10 protein-coding genes are annotated in these 12,782 nt (G+C 65.8%); 1 reads left to right on the top strand and 9 read right to left on the bottom strand.

The genetic code is table 11. From position 1 onward, the window contains the following. Positions 1 to 362: 362 nt before the first annotated feature. From ACIP02_RS15480 to ACIP02_RS15450, 7 genes are all read right to left on the bottom strand, one after another. Positions 363 to 629 (bottom strand): hypothetical protein, encoded by a 267-nt coding sequence (locus ACIP02_RS15480; RefSeq protein WP_400617636.1) that lies wholly within the window; start codon positions 627 to 629, stop codon positions 363 to 365. Positions 630 to 1,445: 816 nt separating this feature from the next. After that, positions 1,446 to 3,077, bottom strand: a complete 1,632-nt coding sequence (locus ACIP02_RS15475) for a BatD family protein (protein WP_400617635.1) — start codon at positions 3,075 to 3,077, stop codon at positions 1,446 to 1,448. Further along, on the bottom strand, positions 3,074 to 4,792 hold the full coding sequence (locus ACIP02_RS15470; RefSeq protein ID WP_400617634.1) for a VWA domain-containing protein: 1,719 nt from the start codon (positions 4,790 to 4,792) through the stop codon (positions 3,074 to 3,076). The genes ACIP02_RS15475 and ACIP02_RS15470 overlap by 4 nt, the downstream gene beginning before the upstream one ends. Beyond that, entirely contained in the window at positions 4,789 to 5,865 is a 1,077-nt protein-coding gene (locus ACIP02_RS15465) for a vWA domain-containing protein (protein ID WP_400617633.1), read from the bottom strand. The genes ACIP02_RS15470 and ACIP02_RS15465 overlap by 4 nt, the downstream gene beginning before the upstream one ends. After that, entirely contained in the window at positions 5,858 to 6,352 is a 495-nt protein-coding gene (locus tag ACIP02_RS15460) for a DUF4381 domain-containing protein (RefSeq protein ID WP_201207763.1), read from the bottom strand. The genes ACIP02_RS15465 and ACIP02_RS15460 overlap by 8 nt, the downstream gene beginning before the upstream one ends. Beyond that, positions 6,349 to 7,293 (bottom strand): DUF58 domain-containing protein, encoded by a 945-nt coding sequence (locus ACIP02_RS15455; protein ID WP_400617784.1) that lies wholly within the window; start codon positions 7,291 to 7,293, stop codon positions 6,349 to 6,351. The genes ACIP02_RS15460 and ACIP02_RS15455 overlap by 4 nt, the downstream gene beginning before the upstream one ends. 4 nt (positions 7,294 to 7,297) lie before the next feature. Then, positions 7,298 to 8,257: a MoxR family ATPase gene (locus ACIP02_RS15450; protein WP_003247242.1), complete on the bottom strand. Its 960-nt coding sequence runs from the start codon at positions 8,255 to 8,257 to the stop codon at positions 7,298 to 7,300. 231 nt (positions 8,258 to 8,488) lie between these two features. On the opposite strand from ACIP02_RS15450, the gene ACIP02_RS15445 reads away from it, so the two are divergent. Beyond that, the gene (locus ACIP02_RS15445) at positions 8,489 to 9,787 is read left to right on the top strand and encodes a phospholipase effector Tle1 domain-containing protein (protein WP_400617632.1); all 1,299 of its coding nucleotides are present in this window, start codon (positions 8,489 to 8,491) and stop codon (positions 9,785 to 9,787) included. Between the two features lie 372 nt (positions 9,788 to 10,159). Here ACIP02_RS15445 and ACIP02_RS15440 read toward each other — a convergent pair whose 3' ends face one another. Both ACIP02_RS15440 and ACIP02_RS15435 read right to left on the bottom strand, forming a co-directional pair. Then, positions 10,160 to 11,368: an MFS transporter gene (locus tag ACIP02_RS15440; protein ID WP_400617631.1), complete on the bottom strand. Its 1,209-nt coding sequence runs from the start codon at positions 11,366 to 11,368 to the stop codon at positions 10,160 to 10,162. 60 nt (positions 11,369 to 11,428) lie between these two features. Then, positions 11,429 to 12,640 carry a benzoate/H(+) symporter BenE family transporter gene (locus ACIP02_RS15435; RefSeq protein ID WP_400617630.1) on the bottom strand — a complete coding sequence of 404 codons (1,212 nt, stop codon included), beginning with the start codon at positions 12,638 to 12,640 and terminating at the stop codon, positions 11,429 to 11,431. Positions 12,641 to 12,782 lie beyond the last annotated feature (142 nt).

The following is a 12,782-nucleotide window of genomic DNA, read 5'->3' as shown; positions in this document are numbered from 1 at the left end:
GCTTGCAGGTGTTCATCGGTGAATTTTCAGCGCCTGTGAGATCGAGCGCCGCCCGCGCGGCGCTTCGCGGGGCAAGCCCGCTCCCACAGTCTGTTTCGGGCCAATCTCTCCTGTGGTATTACCGGTGCCCGCCTTGGTGCATGGCTGGAGATTAAAGAGCGACGGCGCCCCCTTCAATATCGAAGGGAACAAACAAGGCGGGCAGAGGTGACCTCACAGGACTGATTGGCCCGAAACAGATGTGGGAGCGGCCTTGTGCCGCGAAGCGCCGCGCGGGCGGCGCTCGATCTCACAGGCGCTGAAAATGTGGCGTCGAACACCTGGCAGCCATGACGCGATCCTGCTTTTTGTAGGAGCGGCAGTCAGCGATGGAGCATATCCCCAGCCTGACGGTGCAGCAGCAACTCGGTCAGCGCTCTGGTCATCTGCACGTGATGCACCGCATTGACCAGCATGTTGATGCCAGGCTCGCCGGCGTTGGCACAGATGTATTCGTCCAGCGAGTCTTCAATGCCGGCCATCAGCTGGAGGGTGTGGGTCAGGGCGTCAACCGAGGGGGTGTCCTGGTTGATGGTGTAGAAGGGGCGGGCTGTCAGGATTGCGGGTGGATTGGGGACGATCTTCTTCATGATTCAAACCCTTTGCTTAATCAGAGAATGCCACCACCACAACCTTCTCACGGGTTTAGGTGGCAGCCGTACGCGGGGTGAGAAACCGAGGAAGCAAAGGAAAACTCGGCCAGACCGAAGTCTGCCCGCGCACGGCCGCCATGAAAGCTGACCGAAATTTGCTTATCGTCGGGTTCTCACACCCGGTCACCGAAGCGACCCGGAAACGTTATCCGTGAGGTGTTTTCCCGACAACAGCGATAGTTCGGCAGCGGGCGTAGGATAATTCCTAAGCGGGTTGATTCTGAAGCATTTGGTTGCAGGTTCAGAAATGTCTTACAGGTGGAGGGGCGGGGGTAGGGCGGGGGATTGGGTGAGGGCTGGCAGGTGTCCGTCATTACATTTGCAGGGCCTGTTAGACCGAGCGCCGCCCGCGCGGCGCTTCGCGGGGCAAGCCCGCTCCCACATCTGTTTCGGGCCAATTATTCCTGTGCCTTTGCCGCGCGCACCCGGGTTCATGGCTGGAGATTGATAAACACCAGCGGCGCAGCCGATATCAAGGCGGACAAACAAGGCGGACAGCGGTGCCCTCACAGGAGTGACTGGCCCGAAACAGATGTGGGAGCGGGCTTGTCCCGCGAAGCGCCGCGCGGGCGGCGCTCGATCTCACCGGCGCTGAAAATCCACCGACAAACACCTGCAGGCGCTGCAAATGTGCCGCCGAACCCCTGTCAGCCCTGACGCAATCTCGTGGCTGGCACCGGCTGCGCCGGTGTTCGCGGGTGAACCCGCTCCCACAGGTACCGCGCATGCCCGCGAACAGGCCCAGGCAGCCGACTACTTAGGATAAAGCGGCGGCAAGCTGCCATTCTCCCCAGCCGGCAACAACACCTGCTCAGCCGGCGGTATCGTGCCGATCGCCCGCCACAAATCCTCACCCTGCCAATACTGGCCAGTCTCGCTGTACAACGCGCCGTTCAACCCATCCAGCGCATCCGACAACGGCACAAAGCGCGCCGCCATCTCGGCCAGGGTCTCTGGCTGCTGCCGGGCCCAGGCATCCAGCGCCTGGCGGGTGGCCTGGGGGTCGTTGGCCTGGCAGGCGCGCTTGAGGTCGTCCAGCAAGGTTCGCGGGCTTGGCCCGTTCTGCGCCGCACGCAGCACCGCCGGTTGCGAGCGCGCACGCCACCACAGGGCAAAGCCCAGCACGGTGGTCAGGGCGAATACCAAGGTAGCCAGCTGCCACGGCCACAGCAGGCTGCTGGCACTGCTGTTGTCGCCCACCGGGGTGTCGGCGCTCAGCGCCGGGTTGTCCTGCACATTCAGCGTGCGCGCTGGCAGGCTGCTGTGCTCCAGGTGGTCTTCGCGGGTGTTCCACCAGGCTACTTCCAGCGCCGGCAGCGCCAGTGTGCCGGCATGGGTGGGTACCAGGGCTTCGCGCTCTTCGCGGTTGGCGGTCATGCCGCGCTCGTTGATTTCGTTGCGCAGCAGCGGCTGGTCGGGGTAGCGGCGCAGGCCGATGATTTCGGTGGCCGGCAGCGGCGGCAACTGGGTAGCGGACAAACCATCGGCGCGCAAGGTGATGTTGCGCGTCAGCGAGTCGCCGATCTGCACCTGCTGGTTGCCGGGGTCGGGGTTCCAGCGCTCTTCCAGGGTCAGGCTGCGGGCCGGTAACCACGGCACGCCAGCCGGCCAGGCGGCCGGAATCGGGCGCACGGTCAGGCGCAGCGGCAACGAGCTGACTTGTACCTGGTGGCCGGCGCGTGCCGTGCCGTTGGCCTGCGGGGCTTCATCGCTGCTGGCAGCGGCGGTGGCGGTGAAGGTCAGCGGCGGGATGTCGAGCGTGCCGCTTTGCTGGGCATACACGGCATAACGGGTCTCGATCACGCCATGGCGTACGCCGTTGATTTCCTTTTCATAGGTGCGCGATTCGCCCAGCGGTTCGACCTTGGCGTTCTCCAGCTGCAGCGGGCTCAGGCTGCTGTCGTCGTACAGCGCTACCGAGTGGTAGATGCGCAAGGTGAGCACGGCCTGGGCCTGCACGTAGACGTCGGGGCTGTCGAGGGTTGCCTCGATGAACACCTGCGAGGTGTCCTGGCGGCTGGCATCGGCCTGCAGCACTTGCAGTTCGATGGCCTGGCTGCGCGACTGGCCCAGTTGCAGCTCGGGAATGCGCAGGCTGCCGCTACGCCGCGGTAGCAGGGTGATGATCCAGCGCGTGCTGGCGCGGGTTTCGCCGTCGAGGGTGTGCAGGCTGTTCAGCTGGCGCGTGCCACGCACTTCGAAGTCGCCTTCAAGGGCGCGCAGGTCGGGCTTGCCAAACTGGGTGACGTCCTGGCTTTCCAGGGTCAGCTCCAGGCTTTCGCCGGCTTCCAGGCGGGTGCGGTCGACGCTGGCCTGCAGCAGGGGGTCGGCCTGGGCCAGCACGGCCCACAGCAGGGTAAGGAGAAAGACGCCGAAGCGACTCATCGTGGGGTTTCCTGATGCAATTGCTGTTCATACCAAAATTTGCGCCGCAGCAGCTCCGCCGGGTTGTCGGGGATCTCCCGCAGCCATTGTTCCAGGGCCTGGCGCTGCTCGGCGTCGAGGTTGGTCGATACCGGGCGCTGCGGCGGCTGAATGACGCCGTCATCGGCCCCCGCCTGATTGCCAGGGGTGGCCTGGCTGTTGCCGTTGCTTTCGCCAGGCTGTTCGGCGCTGGCTTGTTCGTCGTTACTGGGGGTGCCTTGGGCCGGGCTGCTGGCCGAGCTGCTGTTGCCTTCGGTTTCGCTGCCGGGCGTGCCTTGGGCATCGTTGCCGGGCGGTTGTTGCTCAGCCTTGGCCTCACGCTGTTGCAGCATTTGTTGCACCAACGCCTGGTTGTCGAGTGCCGCTTGCAGGTCGGCCTGGCGTTCCAGGGCTTGCTCGTAGGCGTCCAGGGCGGCCTCCAGCTCGCCGCTGTGGGCCAGAGCATTGCCTCGATTGTAGTGGGCTGCGGCACTGTCGCCCTGGGAAAATGCCTCGGCGGCACCGGCATAGTCGCCGGACTGGTACAGCGCCATGCCCCGCCATTGCGGGTCCTGGAAGTGGCGCGCTGCGCTGGCCGGGCGGTTTTGCTCTAGCAGGCGCTGGCCTTGCTGGTCGGGGCGCAGCCACAGGTCGTTGAACTCGAAGGCCTGGCTGGGCTGTGGCAACGCCAGCAGCAGCGGCAGGCAGAACAGCCAGCCGCGCCGGCCGGCGCAAGCGGCCAGCAGCAACAGCGGTAGCAGCAACCAGTAACCCTGGTCGGCCCAGCTGTCCAGTTGCAGGGTCTGGCCGTCGTTGCGCCCGGTCCGCGGGTTGTCGAACAGGCCCAGGCCACGCAGGTCGAGGTCATCGACACGGGCATGCCGGTAGCGCCCGCCGGTGCCGCTGATAAAGCCCTTGAGGCTGGCACTGTCCAGGCGGGGCAGGAGAATGCCGCCCTGGTCATCTTTAAGGTACTCGCCGTTGGCCTGGCGTACCGGGGCGCCTTCACGGCTGCCGATACCCAGCATCAGCAGGCTCGGGCCTTGGCGGCCGAGGGCCTGGGCGATGCCCTGGCGCTCCGGGGCGCTCAGGGATGAAGCGATCAGCAGCAGGCGGCCCTGGCCGAGACCGCTCTGGGCCAACAGCGCCAGGCCTTTTTGCACGGCCAGGTCTGCGCGTTGGCCCGGTTTGGGCATGATCGACGGGTCGATGGCCTCAAGCAGGTTGCGGGTGGTGGCCAGGTCGTCGGACAGCGGCACCAAGGTGTGCGCGGACCCGGCATACACCACCAGCGCGGTCTGGCTGTCACGGCGGTGTTCGAGCAGGTCGAGGACTTTGCGCCGGGCCTGTTCCAGGCGATTGGGTGGGCTGTCCTCGGCGAGCATCTGTGGCGTCAGTTCGAGCAGAATCACCAGCGGGTCGGCCGGGCGCTGGCGGTTTTCTTCCACGCGCTGCCAGCTGGGCCCGAGCAGGGCCAGGATCACCAGTAGCCAGGCCAGGCCAAGCGCCACCCACGGCAGTTTGCTGGCATTGCCATTACCGCCGCCCAGCAGCACACCGTGGAACGCCGGTGGCAGAATCATCTGCCAGCGCCCCGCGCGCTTGCGCCGGTGCCACAGTTTGTACAGCAGCCAACCGAGCAGGGGCACGGCCAGCAGCCAAAGCGGGCGCAACCATTGCGGCCACAGGTCGATCATCGCCGCCTCCTTAACCGCAAGCGCTTCAGGCGTTGGCGCCACTCCGGGTGTGGCTGCAGGAAGCGCGGCCTGCGCAACAGGCGCTGCAACAGGTTGTCGGGCCATTGCACAGCCACTACCAGCAACACGCTGAGCAGCAGCGCCAGGGCCAATGGCCAGGCGTACAAGGCCTGGGCCGTGCGCGCCTGGGTCGGTTGCTGGGCCACCGGTTCGAGCTGGTCAAGGGTGTCGCCGATGGCATCCAGTTCGGCGCCGTCATGGGCGCGGAAGTAGGCACCGTGGCTGATATCGGCGATTTCCTTGAGCGCGGCTTCGTCCAGGTCCAGGCTCGGGTTGAGGCCGAGCAGGCCGGGGGTGCCGCTGGCTTCGGGGTTGGCGCCAATGCCGATGGTGTAGATGCGCACGCCTTCCTGGGCCGCCAGGCGGGCGGCGGTCAGCGGGTGGATCTGCCCACCGTTGTTGGCACCGTCGGTGATCAGCACCAGCACCCGGCTTTGCGACGGGCGCTGGCGCAGGCGTTTCACTGCCAGGCCAATGGCGTCGCCGATGGCGGTGTTTTTGCCGGCGATGCCGATGTGCGCCTCGTCGAGGAAGGTGCGCACGGTGCGTCGGTCGAAGGTGAGCGGCGCCTGCAGGTAGGCCTGGCTGCCGAACAGGATCAGGCCCACGCGGTCGCCCTCGCGGTCCTGCAGGAAGTCGCCAAGCAGCGCCTTGACCAGGTCGAGGCGGCTGATGTCTTCGTTCTTCCACTGCATGTCGGGGAAGTCCATCGACCCGGATACGTCCACGGCCACCAGCAGGTCGCGACCGCTGGCGGCCACCGGCACCGGCTCGCCCAACCATTGCGGGCGGGCGGCAGCGCACAGCAGCAACAGCCAGATGACCACGAACGGCGCCTGCTGGCGCCAGGTCGGCAGGTTCAGCCGTGCGCGGCGCCCGGCCAGGCCTTCTAGCTCGTCGAGGAAGCCGACCTTGAGCACCGGCTCGCCGCTGTCGGCGGCGGGCAACACCAGGCGCAGCAGCCACGGCAGCGGCAACAGGGCGAAAACCCACGGCCAGGCCAGTTCAAACATGCTTGCGGATCCAGGTTTCGACGGCTTGGCTGAGGCCGACGATGGCTTTGTCGTCGAGCTTGCACTCGGGCTTGTAGGCACCTTCGACCAGCACCATCCAGCGGGTCAGGCCGGCGGCCGGGCAGCGGTTGTCGAGAAACGCCAGCCACTGGCGGCCGTTGAGGGTATGGCTGTTGGCACCTGGGTAGTGGCTGCGGCACAGGCGCTTGAGCAGGGCGTTGATCTGTTGCAGCCAGGCACCGGCCGGGGCGCCGTCGTACGGGCGTGGCAGGCGGGCCAGCTCGGCCAGCGCTTCTACGCGTACCGGGTCCAACGGTTGCTCGGCGCGCACGATGCGCCGTTTGCCCGGGCGCCAGCGGCGCAGCCGCCACAGGCCCCAGCCCAGCAGCGGCAGGATGGCCAACAGGGCCCACCAACCGGGTGCCGGCGGCCACAGGCCGATCGGTGCCGGTTCGATCAGCGGTTGCAACTGATCGAGCGGGTTCATGACGCGCTCCGTGGCCGCTGGGCGTTCAGGTATTCGCGCAGTTGCTCGATCATTTCGCTTTGCGTGCTCAGCGGCATCAGCGCCACGCGCAGCTTCTGCGCCATCAGTTCCCAGCGCTCGATACGTGCCTCGGCTTGCTGGCGATAGGCCTGGCGCAGGTTGGCGTCGAGGGTGTCGAGCTCCAGCTGGGCGCTGCGCTGGGCAAAACGCAGCAGGCCGGCGGCAGGCAGGGCATGGTCGAGGGGGTCGGACACCGGCAGCAACAGCAGGTCGCAATGCCGCGAGAGCATGGCCAGGTGCTGTTCCACCTGGGCGCTGAGCGAGCGCTCGTCGCAGATGACGATGGCCAGGCTACCGGGGCGCAGCACTTCGCGGGCGCGGCGCAGGGCCAGGCCAAGGCTGTCGGTACCGGGGGTGGCCTCGGTGTGCAGCGACTGGTTGACCTTGGCCAGGCGGTTGAGCAGTTGCAGCAGGCTCTGTTTGCTGCGCCGGGGCTTGATTTCGTGGTGTTCGCTATCGCCAAACACCAGGCCGCCGATGCGGTCGTTGTGGCCCAGCGCGGCCCAGCCGAACAGCGCGGCGGCCTGTGCCGCCAGCACCGACTTGAACATCAGCCCCGAGCCGAAGAACAGCCGTTGGCTCTGCTCGACAAGAATGAAGATCGGCCGTTCGCGTTCTTCGTGGAACAGTTTGGTGTGCGGCTCCTGGGTGCGAGCGGTGACGCGCCAGTCGATGTTGCGCACGTCGTCACCGGCCTGGTACACGCGCACCTGGTCGAAGTCCACGCCGCGCCCACGCAACTTGGAATGGTGCAGGCCGACCAGCGGGCTGCGCTGGCCGGGCTTGGAAAACAGCTGGATTTCGCGCACGCGGTGGCGCATGTCAATCAGCTCGGCAAGGCCGATGCGGATGCCGGGTTCGGCCAACTGCGCAGTGGGCATGGGCTCAGGCAACGGCGACGACATCGAGGATGCGCTGGACCACGCGGTCCTGGTCGATCCCCGCGGCCTCGGCCTCGAACGAGAGAATGATGCGGTGGCGCAGCACGTCGAACAGCACCGCCTGGATGTCTTCGGGGCTGACGAAGTCGCGCCCGGCCAGCCAGGCGTGGGCGCGCGCGCAGCGGTCCAGCGAAATGGACCCGCGCGGGCTGGCGCCATAGGCGATCCAGTCGGCCAGTTCAGTGTCGAACTTGGCCGGGGTGCGGGTGGCCATCACCAGCTGCACCAGGTATTCCTCTACCGCGTCGGCCATGTACAGGCCAAGGATTTCCTTGCGCGCGGCAAAAATGGCCTGCTGGCTGACCCGGCGCTCGGGCTTGGTCTCGCCACCCAGTGCTTCACCGCGCGCCTGAGCCAGGATACGCCGCTCTACCGCTGCGTCGGGGAAGCCGATTTTTACGTGCATCAGGAAGCGGTCGAGCTGGGCTTCGGGCAGCGGGTAGGTACCTTCCTGCTCGATCGGGTTCTGCGTGGCCATGACCAGAAACAGCGGCGACAGGTCGTAAGTGCTGCGGCCCACGCTGACCTGGCGCTCGGCCATGGCTTCGAGCAGCGCCGACTGCACTTTGGCCGGGGCGCGGTTGATTTCGTCGGCCAGCACCAGGTTGTGGAAGATCGGCCCTTGCTGGAACACGAAACTGCCGGTTTCCGGGCGATAGATTTCCGTGCCGGTGATGTCGGCCGGGAGCAGGTCGGGGGTGAACTGGATGCGATGGAACTGCGCCTCGATGCCTTCGGCGAGCTCTTTGATGGCCTTGGTCTTGGCCAGGCCCGGGGCACCTTCGACCAGCATGTGGCCGTCTGCCAGCAACACGATCAACAGCCGCTCGACCAGTTTTTCCTGGCCTAGGATCTGGGTAGAAAGAAAGGTGCGCAGCGCGATCAGCGCTTCACGGTGTTCCATCGGCGACGGTTCCTGGTAGATGGCCTGAGGCGGCTGAAAGCAGCTGCCCTGGCAAGGGCTGATACTTTAATCCATCCGGGGGGGCGGCGACCAATGGCGCTGGGTAAATTTATCGTTGCATGGGGGCATGCGGGTACAGAAATGTCCTACGCAGGGCTGGCCATTGCCTGATGTTGCGTGACGCCTTGCTGGCGCTTGCTTGTGCTTTATGGGCAAACACAAGGCACGAAGATGAAATCGAGCAGCGGCGGTACGCCAACCCCTGAGCGGATAACCCTGCGTTTCGGGGTGTTTTTCGATGGCACCGGTAACAACCAGCACAATGCCACGGCGTTGGCTGGGCAAGGCGGCAGTTATGCCAACGCCTTGAGCAATGTGGCCCTGTTGCATGCGCTGTATCCGGTGGATACGACCCGTATTGACGGGCAGTTGGCCTTTTTGAAGCGCTACGTGGAGGGGGTGGGCACCTTGGCCGGTGAAGCCGACCATGTCTATGCTTCGGCTACCGGACGCGGGCGCACGGGGGCCGAAGCGCGGGTTGCCGAGGCGTTGCAGAGCATTGCCGGGCAACTGCAGGGTTGGTGCCGGGCGCATCCGCAGGTTTTGCTGGATCGGCTCGAGTTCGACCTGTTCGGGTTCAGCCGCGGTGCGGCGGCGGTGCGCCACTTGGCCAACCTGTTGCACGAAGGCGCGGGCGGGCTGTTACCGGTGACCTGTGGCATTTCAATCAACTTTATCGGCCTGTTCGACACCGTGGCGGCGATCATCGCCCCGTTGCGGGGCGACTTCGACCCCGCGGACGACCGCCATGGCGGTTTGCGCCTGGGCCTGGGTGCAGGCATTGCCCGGCGGGTGGTGCAACTGGTGGCGGCGGACGAGCAACGGCACAACTTCCCGCTGGTGAGCAGTGGGCATGACATTGTGCTGCCGGGCGTGCACTCGAACATTGGCGGCGGGTACCCGGAAACCCTGCGGGAGCAGGTGCTGTTGTGCAAGCCGCAGTCCCAGCGCGTGTCGGCAGCGATGCCTGCTGGGCAAAGCCGCGTGCAGACGTCGATGAGTGCCTTGTTGGCGAAGGATTTTGCCGAAATGGGCGAACCCAGGCCGCAAGTAATGACCTGGGAAGAGCCGATTGCCGGCGGCCGGCCGAGTGAGGCGCAAAAGCAGGTTTATGCGGCGCTGTACCGCGAGCGGGAAGTGGCCGGGCAGCTTTCGCGGGTGTACTTGAGCGTGATGCGTGAACTGGCGGTACGGGCTGGCGTGCCGTTTGCGCCCTTGGGCGCGCATGCTGAGCATCATGTGCCGGATGAGTTGGAAGTGATCAGCCGCAAGTTGCATGCGTTTGCCTTGGGGGAAACCGGGCAGCTGGGGTTGACTGAGGCAGAGCAGCGGTTGTTGCGCGACAGGTATGTGCATGCTTCGGCGAACTGGAATGCGCTGAAGGGGTTGCGTAACAGTGTGCTGGATGTGTTGTTTGTCAATCGGCCGGGGGTGGGGGGGCGGGTGGTGCATGGGAACCCGGTGGGGTGATTGCGTTTGGGGTGTTCGGCGATATGTTTTCGGCGCCTGTGAAATCGAGCGCCGCCCGCGCGGCGCTTCGCGGGGCAAGTCGGATCGCCGCACCGCCGCTCCCACAGTCTGTTTCGGGCCAATCTCTCCTGTGCTATTACCGGTGCCCGCCTTGGTGCATGGCTGGATATTGATGAAGAGCAACGGCGCCCCCTTCAATATCGAAGGGAACAAACAAGGCGGACAGAGGTGACCTCACAGGACTGATTGGCCCGAAACAGACTGTGGGAGCGGCGGTGCGGCGATCCGACTTGCCCCGCGAAGCGCCGCGCGGGCGGCGCTCGATCTCAAAGGCGCTAAAAATGCGGCGAACACTTGGTGGCCGAAACCAGATCACCACGGGTACCGCAGCGCCCCCCTTCCTTTTCGGGCCATAAAAACCTCCTGCGCCAATGTCAGCCCCACCGTCAGCACCATGAACACCACCGAAGCCACGAAAACCCCGCTGGGCAGCCCTCGGTCGAGCAGCCAGCCGAACACCACCGGCCCGATGGCGCCGCCGAACCCGGTCGAGACCAGCCCGAAGGTCTTGCCCTCGGCGCCTGGCGGTGCTGCTGCTTTGACCAGCATGTCCCGCGAGGGGGCGATGATCCCGGTCAGCAAGCCGATGGCGCCCAGTACCCCCACCAATGCCCAGTCCCAAAGCACGCCCAGGGCCACCAGCGCGGTCAGCGCGGCGGCCAAGGCAAAAGCCAGTGCCGCCACCAGGCCATGGCGCCGGGTACGGTCAGCCAGCGCGCCGCCACACAGCACGCCCGCAGCGCTACACAGCAAGAAGGCAGTAAGCCCGGCGTTGGCCCAGGTCAAGGTCAGGCCTTGGCCTTGTACGAGTGCTGCAACGGAGAACTTCTCGATGGCACTGGTGCTCAGGTTGAGCAATATGAACAACACGGTCAGCACGCCGATCATCGGTGTAAGCAAGCGTACACGGCCGGTTGCCGGGGCCGGGCCGGCACTGCCTTTTTTACCCACTTCTGCGACCCGGTACACGCCACTGCCCGGTATCGATATCAACAGCAGCGCAGCAGCCCCGAATACCGCGCCCGCCGCCAGGGCTGCCCGTGTGCCCAGCACGGCAGCGATACCAAGGAATATGGCCGGGGTAACCGCCGAGCCGAGAAAACCGGCGAAAGTATGAATGGAGAATGACCGCCCTAGCCGGCCTGGCTCGATGCCCTTGGCCAGCAGCGCATAATCGGCCGGGTGATACACGCCATTGGCCAGGCCGGCCAGGGCCATGGTCACCAGCAACAGCGCATAGCCGGGGCTGGCCGCCAGCAGCAGGAAACTGAGGCTGCCCAGCAGCAGCCCGGCCTTGAGCACTCGCCGCGCACCATAGTGGTCGACGGCATAACCCAGCGGGGCCTGCACCAGGGCAGAGACGATGTTGAACACCGCCAGGGCCACGCCGAGTTCGATGAAGCCTACCCCCAGCAGGCCGGGAAGCACCGGCAGCAGCGCCGGGATCAGCATGATGTGCACATGGCTGACGAAGTGCACGGCAGCAATTTGAGTCAGCAGCTTGGGGCCAGCGTGGCGCATGACGGTACCTGTAAACAGCGTGCGCGCCTGTGGCGCACGGCGAGGTGATGGGATGCCCGTCTAGCGGGCGCGGCGAAACGCGGGGAGGCGACCATTCAATGCGGCATGGGCCAGCAGGCCGATGACCAGGCCCCAGAACGCCCCGCCAATGCCGAACAGGCTGATATTGGCCGCGGCTGCCAGAAAGGTGATCAGCGCTGCTTCGCGCGAACGGGCATCGGCCATCGCGCTGGCCAGGCTGGCGCCGATGGTGCCTAGCAGGGCAAGGCCGGCCAGGGTGGTGATGAAAGTGGCCGGCAGGGCCATGAATACACTGGCCAGGGCGACCCCGAACACTCCCACAAGGATGTAGCAGACGCCGGCAGCGATCCCCGCTACCCAGCGCTTGCCCGGATCTTCATGGGCTTCCTTGCCGGTGCAGATGGCCGCCGTGATGGCCGCGATGTTGAAGGCGTGTGAGCCGAATGGCGCCATCAGCAACGAGCCCAGACCGGTGACCGCGACAATCGGGTTGGCGCTGGTCTTAAAGCCGTCGTTGCGCAGCACCAGCATGCCGGGCATGTATTGGCCGGTGAGGGTGATCAGGAACAACGGCAGGGCCACGCTCAGGGCTGCATTGAGGGAAAAGGTGGGGGCGGTGAATACGGGTGAGGCGAGCGCCAGCGTGACCCCGCTCAGGCCCACCTGGCCCTTCAGCAGCAGGTAGCCCAGGCCCAGCAGCAGAATGCCGACCACGGCGTAGCGCGCGGTGAAGCGTTTGAAGGCCACATAGGCGGCAATCAGCAAGCCGGCCAGGGCGGGGTCGAGCGACAGGCTGGCAAAGGCACCGATGCCGAACTGCAACAAGATGCCCGCCAGCAGCCCGGCAGCGATGCCACCAGGCACCAGCCGCACCAGGCGCTCGAAGCAGCCGGTCAGCCCCAGCACCACGAAAGCGGCGGCCGACAGCAGATAGGCGCCGATGGCGTCACTGTAAGGTACGTTGGCCAGGGCGGTGACCAGGAACGCGGCGGCTGGCGTGGACCAGGCTGTGATCACCGGCTCGCGGCTGTACCAGGACAGCGCCAGGCCGCTGAGACCGACGCCGATCGATACGGCCCACACCCACGATGAGGTCAGCTCCGGTCTTAGCCCGGCCACCTTGGCTGCCTGGAACACCAGGATGAAGGTACCGCCGTAGTTGACGATGACCGAAACGATTCCGGCTATTACGGGGTGGAGAATGTCTGTCAGGCGTAGCGGAGTTGAAGCGCTTTGAGCAGGCGCGTCCATGATTGCCTCGGGTAGTTTTCAGTATGTTCTGTTTAAGCGCAATTTCTGTGGAAGCGGCGTCGAACCGCCGCGAACACCGGCGCAGCCGGTGCGATCCACCGCGTCGCCTGCTTCGCGGGTAAACCCGCTCCTACAAGTACAG

It is taken from the genome of Pseudomonas sp. NPDC089408 (assembly GCF_044749445.1).
GTDB lineage: Bacteria > Pseudomonadota > Gammaproteobacteria > Pseudomonadales > Pseudomonadaceae > Aquipseudomonas.
This window is presented reverse-complemented; position numbering and strand designations above follow the sequence as displayed.